This window comes from Brevibacillus composti (assembly GCF_016406105.1).
Taxonomy (GTDB): domain Bacteria; phylum Bacillota; class Bacilli; order Brevibacillales; family Brevibacillaceae; genus Brevibacillus; species Brevibacillus composti.
This window is the reverse complement of record NZ_CP066308.1, coordinates 2,863,627-2,882,065: the sequence shown is the minus strand read 5'-3', so window position 1 is coordinate 2,882,065 and position 18,439 is coordinate 2,863,627. Positions and strand designations below refer to the sequence as shown.

The 18,439-nt window shown below is 54.3% G+C and carries 25 protein-coding genes; 22 read left to right on the top strand and 3 right to left on the bottom strand.

The features are described 5' to 3' along the window. Positions 1-50: 50 nt before the first annotated feature. From JD108_RS14715 to JD108_RS14630, 18 genes are all read left to right on the top strand, one after another. The gene (locus JD108_RS14715) at positions 51-410 is read left to right on the top strand and encodes a helix-turn-helix domain-containing protein (RefSeq protein ID WP_198826791.1); all 360 of its coding nucleotides are present in this window, start codon (positions 51-53) and stop codon (positions 408-410) included. Between the two features lie 291 nt (positions 411-701). Further along, on the top strand, positions 702-1,628 hold the full coding sequence (locus JD108_RS14710) for a CGNR zinc finger domain-containing protein (RefSeq protein ID WP_198826790.1): 927 nt from the start codon (positions 702-704) through the stop codon (positions 1,626-1,628). Next, on the top strand, positions 1,618-1,920 hold the full coding sequence (locus JD108_RS22845; RefSeq protein WP_407649343.1) for a helix-turn-helix transcriptional regulator: 303 nt from the start codon (positions 1,618-1,620) through the stop codon (positions 1,918-1,920). The genes JD108_RS14710 and JD108_RS22845 overlap by 11 nt, the downstream gene beginning before the upstream one ends. A gap of 80 nt (positions 1,921-2,000) precedes the next feature. Further along, a complete protein-coding gene (locus JD108_RS14700) occupies positions 2,001-2,216 on the top strand; it encodes a hypothetical protein (RefSeq protein WP_198826788.1) in 216 nt (71 codons plus the stop codon). A gap of 329 nt (positions 2,217-2,545) precedes the next feature. Further along, entirely contained in the window at positions 2,546-2,713 is a 168-nt protein-coding gene (locus JD108_RS14695; protein ID WP_198830139.1) for a cold-shock protein, read from the top strand. Between the two features lie 44 nt (positions 2,714-2,757). Then, positions 2,758-3,165, top strand: a complete 408-nt coding sequence (locus JD108_RS14690; RefSeq protein WP_198826787.1) for a hypothetical protein — start codon at positions 2,758-2,760, stop codon at positions 3,163-3,165. Positions 3,166-3,201: 36 nt separating this feature from the next. Next, positions 3,202-4,101 (top strand): hypothetical protein, encoded by a 900-nt coding sequence (locus JD108_RS14685; RefSeq protein WP_198826786.1) that lies wholly within the window; start codon positions 3,202-3,204, stop codon positions 4,099-4,101. Between the two features lie 42 nt (positions 4,102-4,143). Then, positions 4,144-4,395, top strand: coding sequence for a hypothetical protein (locus JD108_RS14680; RefSeq protein WP_198826785.1), 252 nt, complete (start codon positions 4,144-4,146; stop codon positions 4,393-4,395). A gap of 160 nt (positions 4,396-4,555) precedes the next feature. Then, positions 4,556-5,149 carry a hypothetical protein gene (locus tag JD108_RS14675; protein ID WP_213086151.1) on the top strand — a complete coding sequence of 198 codons (594 nt, stop codon included), beginning with the start codon at positions 4,556-4,558 and terminating at the stop codon, positions 5,147-5,149. Between the two features lie 12 nt (positions 5,150-5,161). After that, on the top strand, positions 5,162-5,602 hold the full coding sequence (locus JD108_RS14670) for a phBC6A51 family helix-turn-helix protein (RefSeq protein WP_198826783.1): 441 nt from the start codon (positions 5,162-5,164) through the stop codon (positions 5,600-5,602). 2 nt (positions 5,603-5,604) lie between these two features. Continuing rightward, complete coding sequence (locus JD108_RS14665) at positions 5,605-5,991, top strand: hypothetical protein (RefSeq protein WP_198826782.1); 387 nt, start codon at positions 5,605-5,607, stop codon at positions 5,989-5,991. Beyond that, positions 5,951-7,765 carry a hypothetical protein gene (locus tag JD108_RS14660; RefSeq protein ID WP_198826781.1) on the top strand — a complete coding sequence of 605 codons (1,815 nt, stop codon included), beginning with the start codon at positions 5,951-5,953 and terminating at the stop codon, positions 7,763-7,765. Before JD108_RS14665 ends, JD108_RS14660 begins: the two co-directional genes overlap by 41 nt. Positions 7,766-7,782: 17 nt before the next feature. Beyond that, entirely contained in the window at positions 7,783-8,217 is a 435-nt protein-coding gene (locus tag JD108_RS14655; RefSeq protein ID WP_198826780.1) for a DUF2577 domain-containing protein, read from the top strand. Between the two features lie 427 nt (positions 8,218-8,644). Next, on the top strand, positions 8,645-9,400 hold the full coding sequence (locus JD108_RS14650) for a hypothetical protein (protein WP_198826779.1): 756 nt from the start codon (positions 8,645-8,647) through the stop codon (positions 9,398-9,400). A gap of 161 nt (positions 9,401-9,561) precedes the next feature. Then, entirely contained in the window at positions 9,562-9,780 is a 219-nt protein-coding gene (locus JD108_RS14645; RefSeq protein WP_198826778.1) for a hypothetical protein, read from the top strand. After that, positions 9,781-9,972, top strand: a complete 192-nt coding sequence (locus JD108_RS14640) for a hypothetical protein (RefSeq protein ID WP_198826777.1) — start codon at positions 9,781-9,783, stop codon at positions 9,970-9,972. Positions 9,973-10,362: 390 nt separating this feature from the next. Continuing rightward, positions 10,363-11,073: a FadR/GntR family transcriptional regulator gene (locus JD108_RS14635; RefSeq protein ID WP_198826776.1), complete on the top strand. Its 711-nt coding sequence runs from the start codon at positions 10,363-10,365 to the stop codon at positions 11,071-11,073. Next, on the top strand, positions 11,070-12,305 hold the full coding sequence (locus JD108_RS14630; protein ID WP_198826775.1) for a CynX/NimT family MFS transporter: 1,236 nt from the start codon (positions 11,070-11,072) through the stop codon (positions 12,303-12,305). The genes JD108_RS14635 and JD108_RS14630 overlap by 4 nt, the downstream gene beginning before the upstream one ends. 148 nt (positions 12,306-12,453) lie before the next feature. Here the strand turns inward: JD108_RS14630 and JD108_RS14625 are convergent, their stop codons facing one another. The 3 genes from JD108_RS14625 to JD108_RS14615 form a co-directional block, all read right to left on the bottom strand. Continuing rightward, positions 12,454-12,972 carry a Gmad2 immunoglobulin-like domain-containing protein gene (locus tag JD108_RS14625; RefSeq protein WP_228728155.1) on the bottom strand — a complete coding sequence of 173 codons (519 nt, stop codon included), beginning with the start codon at positions 12,970-12,972 and terminating at the stop codon, positions 12,454-12,456. 259 nt (positions 12,973-13,231) lie between these two features. Beyond that, positions 13,232-13,387 carry a hypothetical protein gene (locus JD108_RS14620; RefSeq protein WP_198826773.1) on the bottom strand — a complete coding sequence of 52 codons (156 nt, stop codon included), beginning with the start codon at positions 13,385-13,387 and terminating at the stop codon, positions 13,232-13,234. Between the two features lie 74 nt (positions 13,388-13,461). Then, positions 13,462-13,686 (bottom strand): hypothetical protein, encoded by a 225-nt coding sequence (locus JD108_RS14615; protein WP_198830138.1) that lies wholly within the window; start codon positions 13,684-13,686, stop codon positions 13,462-13,464. A gap of 197 nt (positions 13,687-13,883) precedes the next feature. Between JD108_RS14615 and JD108_RS14610 the strand changes: the two genes are divergently transcribed. The 4 genes from JD108_RS14610 (at position 13,884) to JD108_RS14595 (ending at position 18,350) form a co-directional block, all read left to right on the top strand. Continuing rightward, positions 13,884-14,645 carry a DUF4931 domain-containing protein gene (locus tag JD108_RS14610; protein WP_198826772.1) on the top strand — a complete coding sequence of 254 codons (762 nt, stop codon included), beginning with the start codon at positions 13,884-13,886 and terminating at the stop codon, positions 14,643-14,645. Positions 14,646-14,662: 17 nt separating this feature from the next. Then, positions 14,663-15,535, top strand: a complete 873-nt coding sequence (locus tag JD108_RS14605; RefSeq protein ID WP_198826771.1) for a GNAT family N-acetyltransferase — start codon at positions 14,663-14,665, stop codon at positions 15,533-15,535. Positions 15,536-15,624: 89 nt separating this feature from the next. Next, positions 15,625-16,770: a conserved virulence factor C family protein gene (locus JD108_RS14600; protein ID WP_198826770.1), complete on the top strand. Its 1,146-nt coding sequence runs from the start codon at positions 15,625-15,627 to the stop codon at positions 16,768-16,770. Between the two features lie 233 nt (positions 16,771-17,003). Then, positions 17,004-18,350, top strand: coding sequence for a phytoene desaturase family protein (locus JD108_RS14595; RefSeq protein ID WP_198830137.1), 1,347 nt, complete (start codon positions 17,004-17,006; stop codon positions 18,348-18,350). Positions 18,351-18,439: the final 89 nt, after the last annotated feature.

Sequence of the window (18,439 nt, the reverse complement as noted above, 5' to 3'; positions counted from 1 at the left end):
ACGATTGTACGACGATTATATCACGAATTAGGACGGAGGAGTTGCGGGAAATGGACGAACAAAAGGAAACGCGGATTTTCTATAAAACGTACGTTGACGCGATACATTCCGGACTCATCGCGGACATGGGCGCGGAGAGGTGGCAAACCCTCTGCGTCCTGGCCGCCTACATGGACGAAAATGGCGAGTGCTATCCGTCGATGGAGTCGATAGCGGCAAGGCTAGGGATCACGCGGGAAAGCGCTAGTCGCCGCGTCAGTCGACTTGTTAAATACAGGTGGAATGGAAAGCCGATAGTCAGCGTGCGGAGGCGGAGAGAACCGGGTCCCGGAACGTGGGCAAATAACGTGTATACCATCGCGCCCGAATCTGAGCTGCAATTCGGGAATAAGGAACGAAACAGTAGCTAAACGTCACGAGGTAAGCGTCACGTGGTTACTAGTCACGTTAACAAGAACCATCTTTAAACAAGAGCCATTATAACGAGAACCATAGCCATTATAACGAGAACCATACTGATATCGCTCATTACGGCATAAATGCCTTCACTCGCGAACGCTCCTCATAAATAAAAGAGTATACGCGAGAAAGGAATTGCGCGGTAAAGGATATACGATATGTTATTCGCGTAGAAGAATGAAACCAATAACCATGATAGCCGGGCGACGTCGGCGTCACATGGCTACGAAGGAGGTCGTGGCTTGAATAAACAAGCGATTCAACACGCAGGGCTCACCGCCATCGCCCGCCGGGGCTTCCCGAACCACAAGCGCGCACACTACCGCAAGCACTCGGAAACGCCGCTCGCCTCCCGCATCGGACTCGTCCGCCAGATAACGGATGACCTCGCCGGGGAAGAGTGGGCGCAGCTCGAACACGTTAAGGCAGAGGATCGGTGGGAACGAGTCACGGACAAGCCGCTTCTTGCGGTCAGCACGTCGGCTCATACGCTCATTGACGGTCGCCCCTCAGTCCCGTCCCTGCTCGACCACCTGGCGGACTACATACTGGCGGAGGATCACGCGCGCGGCCTCAAACAAACGAGGGTGCCGGACGAATACGCGGCGGAGGAGCGGCCGTACATCGGGTCAGGCGCCGCCGACTTTGTGGTCTTGCGCCATTACGGGCACTTACGGATCGGGCCGCGTAATCGCCGCCGGGTTAAGCGTTGCGAAGGCTGTGAATGGTTTTTCCTTGATAGAAGTCGGAACAATATGGGGAAAACGTGTAGCGATGAATGCGCCCGATACCGAGATAAGATACGGAAGCGAATCCAGCGAACGGGCGATCCGCGCACAAGGCGGGACCAGGAGCGCCATATGCTCGAATACCCGTTCTATAGTCCGGTGGAACTGCGGGAGATTCCGCACTATTCGGAAACGCCGACGAAGGACGCGAAGATGGAGCGCGGCAAGAGGAACGGGTGGCGGGCGCTGAAATGGGTTCCGGAGTCGGAGTACGAGGGCAAACGACATAGGCCGCGAGCCAGGGGGATGTGGCGGGAGGCGGAGGAGCCGGGCAAGATCGTAACGTACAATGTCCGGGACGTGACGGCGGAATGGATGCGGGCGCGGGAATGGCAGAACTATCGCAATCATCGCCACAGTCTGGACAACCATGCTATATAGGTGGGGAAGGGCTACACAGGCTATTTATTTTGCCTATGTAGTCGCAGAAAAAAGAAAAAATCAAGACGGAGGGAGAAGGATGGTTATTGACCGTGAAATTGTGATCAAGTTGCGGGCTTTAGAGAGAATGACGCAAGAACAGTTTGCGAGCAAGATCGGAGTGCATCACTCGATGATTAGCGGGATTGAGAGGAACAGGAAGGACGTCAGCCGTGGCCTGGCAATTCGGATAGTAGCCGCGTTTGGACTCACACCCGAGCGCATACGAGAAATCCGGGAACTTCCCGCTTAGTTTATTTTTGACTCAATTATAGTTTTTGGCAATAAAAACCCATCATCATTTTACGTCAAACGAGGTGAAAAAGTCAAGAGATGAACAACGCCCTTTGGCGCCTGGACCCGGACTATCTCGCTGCCTACACCGAAGACACCGGCATTATGGCGCGAATCCGCCGCTACTACAGCGACATTGAGCCAATGGCCCGGTATTACCGCGCAGGCAAGCGGATCGCGGTCCAGTATCGCGTACCAAATCAGAGGAAGCGGTCGATGCGCCGGATACTCGGCGTGGATGTTGCACGCGAATAGTCCGAAACGTATACGCAAACAAGCAATTTTGGCGGTTTAGAGGCGCGGGGATACGTTCCCTTTCCCGTCTATCGGATGCCTTCGGAAACGAGGCGGAAATAGGGCGAAATCGACGTTTTGCGTACCAAATACACACCTAAAAAGGAGAGGTTAGAGTGAGCCAGCAAGTAGCCGAACGAGCACCGTCGTTTGAGGAACGCGCCACCGGAAGGGTACGCGTATCGACGTGGGACCAACCGGACTACTTCCCGGAGATCGAGTCGACCGGATTCGTAAGTCCGCGCCATGAGCCGAAACAGCCGCCAGCCAACGGCCAGCGCTGCGGAAAGATGAAATGGTTCAACGACGCGAAGGGATTCGGCTTTACCGTATGTGGCGTATTCGTCCATGCGCGAAACGTAATCAGCGGAGAGCTCCGTTCCGGCTCGCGTATCTGCTTTGACGTGAAGGAAGGCGGCAAGAGTCCGGAAGCCGTCAACGTGAAGGTGATCCGATGAAGCAGGCGCGCGCACTACTAGCGGAGGCACAACGTCTATACACGATGGTTAACGATGACGAACGGTTACGCAACGAGTTCCCGCGTCAGTCCGGCATGATCGCGGATACCTTCCGTGATTACGAGGACGAGTTTCGCAAGCGCTGGCACCGTCTCAAACCGGCCAGGCCGGAGAGGAAGCCGGACGTCACCGGTCACATGCCGCGAGTTTCTTACGATGACTCCGGGAGCCGGGAACGGCTGCTTTGCGCCCGGTATCTCTCTATCGCAGCCGACCTCCGCATTGCAACGGTGATCCTGCGCGGGGCCGTCCGGTACGGTAACGATGTGACCATCGACATAAAGCGGGCGGAAATCCGCCAGGCCGTCCGCCAGTTGGCGGGGTTGATTCGCGATGGGATTTCGGGGCCGGTCGATGAGCCGGAGATGCGTACGGTTGTGGCGCTGATTTAATACTGAAACAAAATCAATTTTTGGAGGAGATTCTATATGGCAAAAACTATTCAACAAATTCGCTCGCACATTGATAAGGCACGTATCGCTGAATCGCTCACAGCCTCGGAGGCGTTGGAACGGAAAAGAAAGGTCCAAGCCGAAATGGGCGAAATTATGAGGAATCGCGAGTTGTCAGAAATTGGAAGAACTAAAGCCGTGGCCGCGTTAAAACAAAAACACGGGATCGAGTTTTTGCAGGACGCATACAAACTGAAACAAGTATATATGGAGGAGCTGAGAAAAGCTAAAGAAGGCGCTGACGCAATCGTATACGCAAAAGCTAAGAAGCCCGATGCCGTAAAGTTGGAGAGGTTCGAGGACGAGTTAAAGGCATTAAAGACCGAGCTGATGCTTACCAGTCGCGCAGAAACAGCCAAACAGAAAGTCGAAGCGTTTATTCAAAAACATGTGAAATCAGCAGACGATAGATATTTCGCATTTCGCGTTCGTGACGAGTTCCAGCAAATCGCCTCCCCTATCTTGGAATCGGCAGGAACAGAAAGTGCGAAATACAGGGCGATCCTCGGCGATATGTTTGAACGACTAGATCAAATTTCTCTGAGTGATGACGCGAGGGAAGCAAGACAAATTTTGGATCTCGCTGATTCGATGATCGAAAGGGGCTCTCTCTTTTCCGGATTAGTAGTTGAAAGCATGACGGAAACTCTGGGAAGGGAATACGCCAGCTATTTGAACAAGCCGGAAGAATTTTTCGCTGACAAACCGGATTTGAAGCCGGATGACTACGTTCATCCAGAAGATACTCCACAAGCTAAAGCAGCCAGAGCGGCGGAGGAGCAACGCGAAAAAGAGCAGCGCGAGTTTGCCGAAAGATGGCGTAGTATGACTCGCACTATCGAACAATTGAGAGCAGGAAGTCAGGCGTCGGAGTAATCCGGCGTCTTTATTCATTTCACTTTCCGAGGAGGAGAAACAGTGAGAATTTGTACGATTGATAATAAAACCTTTATTGATAGCGACACAGTAGTAGTAGAAATGACTACTGGAATTGACCTGGAGACTGTTTCTGTAGACGGCGAGAGGTTAAACGTCGGTCAATTAGCAGCGATGCACGATCAAGCATTAAAAACGAAGAATCCAGAGGACGCAGCCAGATACGTCAAAATGAAGCAAAGGTATCTCGATTATGTCCATATACGCGATGTACTCGGTAATCGATACGAATAGGTCTGAGCGTCGTCCAAACGGGCGGCGCTTTACTTTTTTACGGAGGCGAACGAATGGAAATCGCACTGATACCGGCCGCATTCTTCGCGGGCATGATGGCCGGATTTTTAATGGCGGCCACCGTGGGCGTGACGTTATGGAACCGACTGAGGGAGGGTGAATGATGGCGTTCGAATCAATCGAAGATATTCGGGCTAGGACGGAGGAACTGAGGCAACGGGTCGCGGCCGCTCGGATCGCGGAAGGGAAGCCGCCGGAGCCTCCGGAGAATTTCGTACCCATTCCGCTCGGCATCATCCTGGCCGAAGAGTTGGCCCCGTTCTACAAGATCGCGGTGCAGTATGCGGCCGTTATCGCTGCCGGATCGCTAGTTCGCGTGGACACTTCAAGATTAGAGAAGTACCGGGAGACGGCGAAGCTGGCGAGCATGAGCGTCGGGGTTAACGTCGGGCTGATCGGTAGTAGCGTGAAGAGAGCCCTGCATACGATGGACAAAATCAACGAGGCTATCGAGGAAGGACGCGAGGATGAGATCGACACCAGGCGGGAAATGCGGATGCTTAACCACTTTGTCCGGAATATAAACCGGTCGCCGTGGAAGGACGGAATCAACCACAAGAGCGAGGAGCCACCATACGTCCAAGAAGCCGCGATAAAAGCGGAGGTCGAACGCTTAAAAAACGATCCCGAAGCGTACCAAGCGTTACTAGACGCCGCATGGCGTCGTTACCGCGAGATTGAACACCTGATATAAGGAGAGATGGGTATGACAAAACGACGATCCGACGTGGGGCGTGGACTAACCGACCAGCAACGGCGGGCGGCGCAGTTGCTCGTAGCGAATGAGTTTTGCGAACTGTCCGAGGGCAAAAAAATGACCAAAGACCAACTAGCCGAAGAAATTGGCATCGCAAAATCGACGCTGTACGAGTGGATGAAGAACCCGGAGTTCAATGAATACCACCGCATGGTATCGCGCGATAAGCTCCACGCCTATAGCAGCGAAGTCGATTCGGCTCTGCTGAAACTCATCCGTATGCCGGAACCCAGGATCAAAGCTATCGAGTTGTGGTACAAGCTCCAAGGCGAAATTACCGAGCGCCATCTGTACGAAAATGAGAGCGAATCGAAGTTACCGCGTAAGTCCGACGCGGAGATCGCGGCCGAGATTCGGAAATTGGCCGAAATGGTGAACGGGGAGGAGTGACGGTGAGTGCCGATATCAACCAACTCATCGCGGCTGCAAGTGCGGAGCTCGACCGCCTAGACAGCTCTTTGAACGGAATGGCGGAGTTTCAGCCGTCGGACTTCCGAAATCTCCGCAAGCTGGCGGCCTACCTAAAACGCCAGGATGACGAAAACCTTTCGCTATATGGGCAGAAGCTAGCCGAAGTCTATCGAGGAGCCGAACGGCTGGCAGCATTGCGGAAACAGTACCCGGAGCATGCTCGGCCTGTACGGAAGGTTCGCGAGTCGATATTGAAGGCGTTGCTTGCGATTGGCCGGGCGGACGAGCGGATTGAAGCGGATGTCTATCGAAAGGCAGGTGAAAAATATGGCATACGATTTAACGGCCCGGCTAAAGTTGATCGATAACATGACCGCGCCGACGAAACGTGCAACTTCACAAATAAACAAAATGGATCAATCTTTAAGCCAGTTGAGTAGGATGCTTGCAAAGACTACGGATATTCAAGACCTTACTGGAAAATCTACGGAAGCTCTGAAAAAGTCATTTCTAACTACAGACAATACTGTGGGCCTCTTGAAGCGTTCAATGACAGCTTTCCGTGATACCACCGGTAGCTTACGAGGGGAGTTCAACCGGTTCTCATCAGCGAATAGGAACGTAAGCAATTCATTTGACGGGATCGCGGGTGGCGCGGCAAGGGCTAAAGGGGCCGTCCTCGGGCTGAAATCGGCCATCGGCGGGGTTGTCGGATTGGCGGCGGGCTACGGGCTGTATCGCGCGACTGATTCTTTCCTGACGGCCACTATCGGCGGGGCCGCCCGTATGGAGACCGATAAAATCACGCTAGAGGCGCTTGTTAACGATCAGAAAAAAGCGGCCGACCTCTTCGATATGCTCTACAAGAAGGGGCTGGCGAGTACCTTGTCGGAATCCGACTACCTTACGATGGGGAAAGCGTACTTGCCGCTGACAAAGGACCTCAAGCATATCGATAAACTCACCGATATTTCCGAACGACTGGCGCTTTCAAAACCGTTGCAGGGCGCAGAAGGGGCGGCCTATGCCTTAAGGGAAGCCCTCTCTGACGACCTTGTGAGTATCCAGGACCGTTTCGATATCCCTCGCAATTTGTTAAAGAAAGCCTTCAAGGGAGCTGACACGCTAGAGAAAAAGATCACTGCGCTCGATAAAGTCCTCAATGACATGGGGTATACGCAACAATTTGTGACACGAGTCAATAAGACTGCGAATGCTCAATGGGACATGTTCAAAAGCAACGTCTCTGCTTCTCTCGCCAAGATGGGAACGGGAGCCCTGGAGGAAATCAAGACGTTACTTATTGACGCGAACAAGTGGCTGGAAGGGCCGGGATTCAGGTCCTTTACTGAACGTGGCGCGAGACTATTGGCAGGAGGATTTGACGGATTACTAACGTCCGCAGAGAAAGCCTGGGACTACCTTGACCGTCACTTCTTCTCCAATTCCACGTTTAACAGTCTGCCGGATATTCATGCTAAAGTGGCCTTTATCATCGAAGACCTTACGAAGTCCTTCTCGGAGTGGTACGACCGGAAGGGTAACGAGCAACTCGAAAAAGCGACGGGACGAGTTACGAAGACAATCCTCGACGGACTGGAAACAGTGGCTCCGGAAATGGGAAAAGCCGGACTCAGAATTGGCAGTCAGATTGCATCGTCGATGATCTCCGGATTTCTCGACGGCATGAAGGAAAATCCAATCGGTCAAGCGATTCTGCACGGGATGCCAGCGCTTAATTCGGTCGCATTGACGAAGGATTACGTGAGCGAAGGCTACAAGAAGGCGTATGACTTCCTCAACAAGCAGAAGCCGGTCATGCACGGCCCGCCGATGCCTGCGAAGTTTGGCGCGTTACTCGTACCCGCTCCGCTCACGTTGTCGGTTCCGGACGAAGAAGGGCCAGAAAAACCGTTCTACCATGGGATTGAGTATGTGCCTAGGGATGGCGTAAAAGCGAGACTTCACAAAGGCGAACGCGTCTTGACCGCGCAAGAAAACCGGGAGTATTCGGGCGGCGGTGGTCGTGGCGGTGCTCCCACTGTTAACGTTACGGTGAACGGCTTGACCGTTAGAGAAGAAGCGGACATCCAGCGTATTGCGTACCGACTGGCCCGCGAACTCCAAGGAGCGCTCGCATGACAGGGAGGATGAGTAGGATGACACGACTCGAAGGCAGCGGGGTTAGCCAACTGAAACAAATGATCGCCAGGATCGGATACAACAGATTTGACCGCCTGGAACTCGCCACCGTCGTCTCCCCGCCGCCCGACCTCCGCATCCGTATCGACAACATGGCGCTAGACCTCGAAGCGGACGATCTCGTAGTGGCCGAACACCTGACGCGGCACAAACGCATCGTAACGATCACGCATGAGGAACTGGCGGAGCGCGACCTCGGAGACAAGATCGAACGCGACGGACTCGATACGGACGATATGGTCGAGGGCAATCCGATCACGGAATACCGCCACGCCTACGTTGAACTCACGTTCGAGGACGTACTCAAGCCGGGCGACCGCGTGATCGTGGCGTCCATGAACGATGGGCAGGCGTACCTCATATTGGATCGCGTAGTGATGTACCGTCAGTAACAACGAACCCCGACCGGCTCAATGCTGGCGGGGTCTTTTTTTGTGCAAAAACGGATGGGCCACCGGTTGAATGATCGGTACATGTTCCGCTTGAATGTACGCTACACTTTGCGTAAAATGAACGTTGAGGAACGAAATAAATCGCGTAGTATCAACGTTTAGGTATCGTATTGTTAACGGGCATCACTCGTAATGATCAGTTCGTGGTTCGATTCCGCGTGGGGGCATCGTCTGGAAACCTTGAGAAATCAAGGTTTTTTGTCATTTCTGGAGAAGGAAAAGAGGTAGCGTTCCGATCAGAATCGAATGGAGTAGGGAACGCTTCGAGGGGTGGGACTGCGCTTGTGCCAATAATGAAAAACTCATTCGAACAGGGCTATTTCGATTGGAAGAGAAGAAAGAGCTAAGAGAAACAGGGGGGATACCTATGGACAGTATCCGTTACGTTGCATTTATTGATATTCTGGGATTCAAGGCTCTTGTAGAAAAATTTCAAGGCAGGTCGGACGAGTTGGGGCAAATGATGAAAGAGCTGTTTACGTCCGCCATTCTGGCCGCCATGACAGGAGAATCTGTACATATCCGGAAGCATCCCGACCCACGTACTTTGCCAACAGACGTGATGTATTACCAGTTCTCCGACTCTGTCATTTTCTATACCAGAGACGATACCTCCGCATCATTGGAGAAGATCGTCAAAGTTCTATGCCTGTTGTTTGCGCGGGCGAGCCTGATCGGATTCCCCTTGCGCGGCGGCCTGGTAAAAGGTGAGATCCACGCAGATCCCCCGATTATTCTGGGCAGAGCTGTCAACAAAGCCTACGAGCTGGAAGGCAAACAAAACTGGTCCGGGTTGATCGTCGATGACTCGTGCTTCGCCGGGCCGGAAGAACAACAAACAAAAAACGGGCTGCTCCAGCAAAAATGGATGGTGAAAACGACGGTCCCCATAAAGGGAGAACCATACGGAGCAGAGATGCATGTGATTAACTGGGCCGAGTTCGTAGGGTTGCGTCTCTCTTCTATGGAAGAGTTTCAAGCGAATTTGACGAAATACGTGGGCCACCCAAAAACAGAGGCAGAAAAAGAGAAGATTGCCAACACCATTTCGTTTCTCAAAGCCTATATCGGGTCCAGTCTATTGCCCTCCTTTCTCTTGCCCGCGATCCTGCGGGAACCGTAATCCGCCGACCCGCAAAACGTCCCATCTGCCATCTGCCCCCGCCACGCCGTGTCCCGGCGAGCGGAGGCTTTTTATTTTTACGCACACTGGACAGGGTGCCCATAATGGTAAAATTTTCGCGTTAGTGGTAATATTAGGGAAAAAGAAGGGGGACTTTCATCATGAAAAAGGGAACCGTCCTTTCTCTGGTATTCTTCTTCCTGCTGGCCGGCTGCGGCGGCAGCTATGAAACGGAAAAGAAGCTCGCGGTCGAGTACGTCAATGTGTTTCTGCGGGGCGATGATGCCGAAGCGAAAAAGGAATTCGTGGAGAAGCATGTGCAAGCCGAGATGCAGGCGTTTATGCACCTGGCGATTGGAATGAACGGCGACCTGTCATAGGTGATCAGCGATCCGGAAGCGGTGGCGGCAGAAAAAGTAAAAGAGGGCGTGGCAGTGCTGTTGCGCGGAAAAAATGGCGAGGGAACCGTCAGGGAGCAGATCGTTTTCTTCCTGGACGGCAAAGTCGTCGTAGCGCCGGGCGATGAGCCCGATAACGATTTGTTTACAGAACTGCGGGCGCATTTTGATTAATCGCCGGATGAAAACAGCGTCAATCAGTAACCATGGACAATCGTTTGCCCCCAAAAGCATCGTCAGAGAAACCCTTGCGGTCAATCGATGAGGCGGTTGGGGGTACTTTTTTCCCAAAAAAAAGCCTGACCGTATCAGGGGTCAGGTGAAAAATGAAAGAACGTCTATTTATGTATCGTCAATCCGCTAGGACTTTTTTACTTTTTCTTGCCCTTCTTTTTAACAAAAGAAAAACAATCAATAAAGATGAAAAAATCAAGAGGACGAGTTCCTATTTTTGATAGTCACTTCTGTTTTGTTCTTAAATTTTTGTATGATCAAGGATTCAATTCCAACATTTTCTATGCTACAATTCACTCATCCAATCATCCTATGTTTGGAGGTGTGATCATGACGTTAAAACAGCCGGCCCGCATGTCGCTGGCGGAACAGGTCGCCCATCAGATGGACAGCATGATCCGCACGGGCAAGTGGCCGGTCGGTACGCGCATCCCGCCTGAGCCGGAATTGGTCAATCAGTTGGGAGTCAGCCGCAACACGGTTCGCGAAGCCGTGCGGGCACTGGTGCATACAGGCATGCTGGAGACGAGGCAGGGGGACGGCACGTATGTCTCCTCGTCCAGCGACTTGGGGGCAGCTTTGCAGCGCAGATGCAAGCGCTCCAATATCGTCGAGACGTTGGAGGTCAGGTCTGCGCTGGAGCAGGAGGCCGCACGCCTGGCCGCGCTGAGGCGGACCGAAGAAGATGTGGAGGAGATGCTTCGCTGGCTGAGAGCGAGCGATGCGGCCGAGACAATCGAACAGTACATCGACGCGGACATGAAGCTGCACCAGTCGATTATCAGAGCGGCGGACAACAGCATTCTGACGGAACTCTACGAGCATATGACAGAAGCGATCCACCGATCCATCGGGGAGACTGTGGAGCGGATGATTTTTTCACCGGCTTCCGAGCGATTTGTGGCGCATAAGAAAATCCATAAAGAGATGGTCGAAGCGATCATCGACCGCGAGCCGGAAGCTGCGACGCAGGCCGTCCGGGCACATATCGAGGCCTCCCAGCAGGCCATGCTCCGGCAAGAGCAGGGGGGATCGGCATGAATCACTTGAAAGCGGCCGTCTATGCAAACGAGCGCGGGCGCGTATGGCTCTTGGTGCTGGGCATCTATCTCATGGCCGCCAATTTGCGGGCCCCGCTGACGGCCGTGGGGCCGATCGTGGGCCAGATTCGCGATGACACCGGCATCACCAATACGGTAGCCGGGATGCTGACGACTTTGCCCTTGCTGGCTTTTGCCCTGCTCTCGCCGATTGCCCCCAAGATATCGCGGCGCTTCGGCATCGAGCAGACGCTCTTTTTCAGTGCGCTGCTGCTGTTCACCGGGATTTTGCTCAGGGCCTTCCACCCGGTCTGGATGCTTTTCCTGGGCACGGCCATGCTGGGCTTTGCTATCGCGCTTGGAAATGTGCTGATCCCCAGCTTGATCAAGCGGGATTTTCCCTTAAAGGTCGGGCTGATGACGGGTGTTTACTCGATGTCGATGAACATGTGGGCGGCGATTGCATCCGGCGTCAGCATACCGATCGCGGAGAGCTTTTCACTCGGCTGGCGAGGCTCTCTCACCTTCTGGGCGGGCCTGAGCTTGATCGCGCTGCTGGTCTGGATACCGCAGCTTGCGGGAGGCAAAAAGGATGCCGGAGCCCCCGCGAACAGCCCTGCAGTCAGGCGGGGAGGCTCTCTGTGGAGATCCCCGCTGGCCTGGAAGGTCACGTTGTTTATGGGACTGCAATCGCTGGTCTTTTACGTCGGCATCACCTGGATTCCGCAAATTCTGCAATACATCGGCGTCAGTCCGTCTGCCTCCGGCTGGCTGCTCTTCCTGATGCAAATCTTCAGTGTGCCGGGCAGTTTTCTGGCCCCGGTGCTGGCTGGACGCTCTTCGGATCAGCGCATGCTCGTCGCGGTTACCACGGGCCTGATGTTTACCGGATATGCCGGGCTGCTCATGGGCAATACGGTGCTTTTGCCGCTGTGGATGATCTGCATCGGGATCTCGCTGGGCAGCGCGTTTTCACTTGCGGTCATGTTCTTTGCTTTGCGCACCCGGACCACGCATGAGGCGGCCGAACTGTCGGGCATGGCCCAGTCCATCGGGTATCTGCTGGCTGCTTTTGGGCCGACGTTCTTCGGTTTTATCCGCGACGTGACCCAAGGGTGGACGACGCCGATCCTGATCGTGCTGCTGGTCTCCGTAACCCTGATGATCGTTGGATGGAGTACCGGCAAGAATGTGTACGTTTCATCTGCTGAAGAAAAAAACGTCGCCAGCTAGCGGCGTCGTTGGACCCGTCGGCTCCCGCTTCTCTATGCGGTCAGCCGCCGCCGTGGAAAAAAAGAGCAGGGTTTCGCCTTTTAAACGCCCGAATCGCATGCGATGCGATCAGGTGCAACGGCGAGACCCTGCTTTTTCTGCAGGCCGCTTATTCCGGCAAAGGAATTGGCAGTTCCAGTCGTCGGCTGCCATCCTTGGCACTCACTTCGAACAGGACGAGGGTGAGCGTCGAGTTGGGCTGATCTTTCTTCACCTGGACCGTGAATTCAAAATGGCCCCATTCGGGAGCGCCAGCCGACGTGTTGACGACTCCCTGCGCCAGCTCATTATGGCCGTCTTCGACCACATACTGGAACACGGCTTCAAAGACGCGCGCTTTTCCTTTGACTGAATAGGTATCTTCCTTCTCTTTTTTAACCGTGACCTCCTGGAAAATCTCATTTCCGTACACGGAGGCGGGATCGCCCGGTTTTTCCGCGGACGGCTCCGCCGGCGCAGCGGGCTGTGCGTTTCCTGTTTGGGGGGGCTGCGGTGTTGGAGCCGGCTGCTCCGCGGCGGGCGGCTGTTCCGGCGTCGGCTGTGCGCCGTTCGACGGAGTTTCTGCAGGCGAAGAGCAGCCCTGCAGCCATACGGCCAAAAGCAGGATCGGAATAAATTTCTTCATCATGTACCTCCATTGTTGATCGGATTGAAAGTGCTGTTATAGAGAGGGACGATGCAGACAACCTCTGTGTTACAAAAGCGTGGTTCGCTTCTTTTTTCCAGGAGGCAGCCGATCGCCTGCGTGGTGGCAAAAAATGGCTTCTGGGACATAAAAAAATAGCCCCCGCAGAGGGAGCCAATGACTTCGCCGTCCTCATTATAGCATAGCGTTCCGTCAGGGGAAATCAGACGGACCAGCATGTTCCGACTGTGAATATGCTGTTTTAGTTATCCGGCGTGCGATCCAGGAAAAGGCGGGTTACGCGCGTGGCGTCTCCCTTTTCGATTTCCGCCGGCGTTGCTTTTTCCTCCAGCGGGTCATGTGTATTCATGCCCGGAGCGATGGACGGTTTCTTCTCCTTCCGGTTCTCGGTTTGCATGAGCCAGGCTCCTTCCTTTTTCCTTAGAATGGCATGAACCGCACCGGGTTATGCGAGTATCGGCCCTCTCCCCCTTAGTAACCATCGGGATAGCGCCGGCCGTCCCCAATAAACAAAGTTCGCACCCAGACGTATAGCTGCAAGGGTATCGATGGAAAGACGATGGCCAGCGTCCCTTCCTTCAGGCCGGGCAGATCGAGCGGGGATTGGATGATGTAGGGAACCCCCGCTTGATCCAGTAGATGTTTGTACGCATGTGCGTCCGGCCAGCTCACTTCATAATAAAATGATTTTTCCATGTCGGCGGCTTTTTCCAAGAACCGACCCCCCTTTTGCAAATGTTCGCTTCTGACAGTGTAACGGACGGCATTGAGATAAAAATAGATCAACGCGCCCAATTTTGCGTTTTCAGGCGAATATGCTAAAAAGAAAGAAGGAATGAATTTTTCCGACAGGGAATTGTTTCGGGGAAATGTCGAGAAGGAGGGACGTATCCATGTCGCGGATCCATTTGCATTTTGATATGCACATCGGCCGACAGAAGCCGGAGAGCATTACCAATAGAGAGACATCCTGTCCCTTCTGCAAGCGGGATGAGCTGACGGGGATTCTCGAGAAGCGAGGGGAGATCATCTGGCTGAAGAACAAATATCCCGTCCTGCAGGCTGCCAGCCAGACGGTATTGATCGAAACAGATCAGTGCGACAGCGATCTCTCTGAATACCCGAAGGCTCATCTCCATTCGCTGTTTGCCTTTGGCTTTGAAAAATGGCTGGAGATGGAGAGGAGCGGCTCGTTTCGTTCCGTGATGTTTTTCAAAAATCATGGTCCGTATTCCGGAGGGAGTATCCGCCACCCGCATATGCAGATCGTCGGATTGGACCATGTGGATTGTCATCAGGATGTGAGAGCATCCGATTTCGAAGGGATCCTGATCGACCAGGCTGACGGAGTGGTCTGCAATCTGTCCACGAAGCCGCGTGTTGGTTTCTTTGAATACAATGTGATCATGCCGGAGGAAGGGAATCTGTCTCAACTGGCGGATTACACGCAGATCGTGACGCACTGGATCCTGAACCATGTCAATCGCCGCCATCAGAGCTACAATTTGTTCTTCTATCGCTGGGACGGGCAGATCATTGTCAAAATCGTCCCGCGCTTCGTCGCTTCTCCGCTCTATATCGGCTACGGCATCCCCCAGGTTGGCAATAATCTGGAGGAGGTCGTCCGGGAGTTTCGCCACCGTTATTTTTCATAAGAGAGGAAGATTCCGGCATGACGAGCTATACTTTTTTCTCGAGATCAGCGCTGACCGAAAAAGAACTGCGGGACATTCAAGAGTTGGCGAAAATATGCAATGAACACGAGCAAATCGACTTGAAGCTGAATCTGGACATGCTGACAGACCGTCCGGGAAAGGATGCGGACGATTTCCTCTGCTATGCCGGGGACAAACTGGTGGGCTTTGGCGCTCTCTTCGTCTTTCATCGGGAAGAGGCGGAGGTGAGCGGCATGGTGCACCCGGAGTACCGCCGGCAAGGGATATTTCGCCGCTTGCAAGCCATGATGGAGGAGGAGTGCCGCTCCCGCAACATACCGCAGCTCTTGTTTATCGTGCAGCGCGGTGCCGTTTCCGGCAAAAACTACATGGAATGCATCCGCGCTACCTACCGTTTCTCGGAATACTGGATGGAGTGGACAGGGGAGGCCGAGGCGTCTGTGCAGCCGACCGACGGAGTGCGGATCCGCCCAGCGGTCCCGGAGGACAAAGAGAGATTGATCCAATTGGATGTGGAAGGCTTTGGCCTGGAGGAGGCGCGTGTGCGGGAAATGTTCCCGCGCCTGGAGCAGGAGCCCGGACGGACCACGTATCTGATCGAAACAGACGGCCTTCCCCCCATCGGCAAAATGAGCCTGTCGAGGCAAAAGGATCACGCATTCATCTACGGGTTTACGGTCGAACCGGCACAGCAGGGGAAAGGCTATGGCCGGGCGGCGCTGGGAAAGGCGATTCAGCTGCTCCGGCAGGAAGGCTATGCGCGGATCGTCTTGGAGGTGGCCACCGAAAACAGCAAGGCTCTCGGGCTGTATGAATCCTGCGGTTTTCGCGTCAAATCCGCCAATGACTACTACCAGCACCTCTTGTAAACCCTCCGTTGCACTCGCCGCATGGCATGCGAGAGGCGCACGTGCTACCATAGGGACATGTGAATCACTGATACAAGGAGGGAACCCAGATGAAACTGTTGTCCATCGAACCGACGCCCAGTCCCAATGTCATGAAGCTGAATGTGGACGAGCGTTTGCCTGATGGGGTTCAACGTGTTTACGACAAAAAGTCGGAGGGGCAGGTGCCGGAGCTGGTGAGACAGCTGCTGGCCATCGAAGGCGTGACTTCCATTTTTCATACGGCCGATTTTTACGCGCTGGAGCGAAAGCCCCAGGCAGATTGGCAGCAAATCCTGGCCCAGGCCAGCGAAGTGTTTGGAGAAGGAGCGGCGTCGGCTATCCCGGCTTGGGCAGGAGAAGGCGCGGAAGAAGGCTGGGGAGAGGCGCAGGTCTATCTCCAGATGTTCCGCGGCATCCCGATGCAGGTAAAAGTGACAATGGGCACGGAGCAGATTCGGGCTGCTTTGCCGGAGCGTTTTGGCGCAGCGGCGGTCAAAGCGGGCTCGGCCTCGCCCAATGTGATCATGGAGCGAAAATGGGTCGAGCAGGGCGTTCGCTACGGGGATCTGCGCGAAATTGGCGAGGAAGTGGCCAGTGAGGTAGACGCCGCTTATCCGCAGGATCGGCTGGAGGAGCTGATCGAGCAGGCGCTTCAGCTCCAGGTAGGGGAGGAGCCGGTACGCGAGGAGCGGACCCGCCAAGAGGTAACCCTGGAGATGCTGGATGAACCTGATTGGCAAAAGCGGTATGCCGCCCTGGAGAAAATGGAGCCGACCGAATCGGACCTGCCCGTCTTGAAAAAGGCGCTGCGCGATCAAAAGGGGTCGATTCGCCGCTTGGCGGTCGTGTACCTGGGGATGGTCGGCGGGGATGAGGTGTTTCCGCTCCTGTACGAGGCACTCCGCGACCCCTCGGTATCGGTGCGGCGAACGGCCGGGGACACCCTGTCCGATCTGGGAGATCCGCGAGCCATCGGGGCGATGTGCGAAGCGTTGAAGGACAGCAATAAGCTGGTTCGTTGGAGAGCGGCCCGCTTCCTCTACGAGGTGGGGGATGAGACCGCGCTGGAAGCCCTCCGAAACGCGCAGGATGACCCCGAGTTCGAGGTGAGGCTGCAGATCCAGATGGCCATCGAGCGGATCGAGCGCGGCGAAGCGGCGAGTGGCACGGTCTGGCAGCAGATGACGAGGAGAAACGAAAAAAGAGACGGGTAAACCCGTCGGATGACGGGGCAGGGCCCCTGTTCATGATCGGAGCTTCCGGTGATGGGCAGGGGTTTTGTCATGCTGTCTCGGGCCATAATAACAGTAGCTTTCTGGAAACAGATTGAAGCAGACTCAGCGTCCAAACAGAAGCAGGGGAAGGCAAAAATTGGTAGTATGGGTATAAAAATAGACAGAGTTCAATAATGGTTGACTTCTACCTTGTCCATCCCTTATCCTATAGGATGATTCAAGCGATTACACGTGAGTACACATTGGAATACGTAAGGGAGATTGTTATGACATCGAACCATTTTGACGTCGTCATCGTCGGCGGGGGGCTCGCTGGTCTGTCTGCCGCAGCCTATCTGTCGGCTCATGGAAAAAAGGTAGCCGTGCTTGAGCGTGGAGCCCTCGGCGGCCGCGCCGTTACGCTGAAAATCAAGGGCTTTCACTTCAACTTTGGTGCGCATGCCATCTATGGACGAGACACCTCTGTCTTGAAAACCTTTGAAAAAGAGCTGGGTCTGCATATCGACTGGCAGGATTTCAATCCGAACAAGGCCCGCTATGATTTGGGCGATGATCTGACAGCGGTCCCCGCCAATGTACAGGGCTTGTTCCGCACCAAGCTGGTCAAGGGTTTTGACAAGGTGCTGTTTACCTTTGAGATTCTGAAAACCATGCTGAAGATGGAGACCGGCCATCCCCATCTGTCGATTCAAAAGTGGATGGAGAAGCAGAATATCAGCGAGGACGTCCAGGAAATGATGCTCACCCTCGCCTCTTCCAACTTCTTCACGCGTGAACCGGAACGGATTCCCTCCGATGTCTTTTTCGCCTACTATCGCCGGATTTTCACGACCAACAAGCCGGTGGCCTACATCGGGGGAGGCTGGCAAGCGCTGATCGACGAATTCGTCCGGGTCATCGAAGCCAATAACGGGACCGTCCTGACCAAGACCAAAGTAGAGTCGTTCCGCGTAGAGGATGCGAAAGTCGTGGCTGCCGTCACCGCAGAGGCCGAGTACACCGGCGATGAGTTCATCAGCTGCATCCCGCCCAAAGAGATGGTCAAAGCGTTTAAGGATACCAAACTGGAGCATGCGATTGCCCAGTACGCCAGCTATGATCCGACCGTGGTGGTCGTCTACGACGTCGGATTGAAAGAGCGTCTTGACGTTCCGTATACCTATATTTACGACAAGCATAACAATATTTTTATCACCGACATCTCCTATTACGACAAGAGCTGCGTGCCGGAAGGCGGTCAGCTGCTGCAGGCGACAGCCTATCTCCGTCAGTCCGAAGTAGGCGACAAGGAGATGATCGACAAGCGCAAAGAAGAAATCGAACAGCTGTATGACAAGCACTTTGCCGGTTGGCGGGAACAGCTGGTGGTGCCGCGGGTTTCCACGCGGGCGATCGTTCAGGAAATCAAATGGACGATGAACCAGGGGCCGATGCCGATCAGCCTGCCGGATTACCGCAATCTCTTCTTCGCAGGAGACTGGTGCGAGGGACAAGGCCAATTGTCCGAGCTCTCCTTCTCCAGCGCATACGAAGTGAGCAAGCTGGTTCTGAGCAAATAAATATCGGGACATCGGAGAGAACAAAGGCGCTTTTCCGCTCAGCGGGAAAGCGCCTGTTTACGCCGAAAAACCATTTTGACACATGGAGC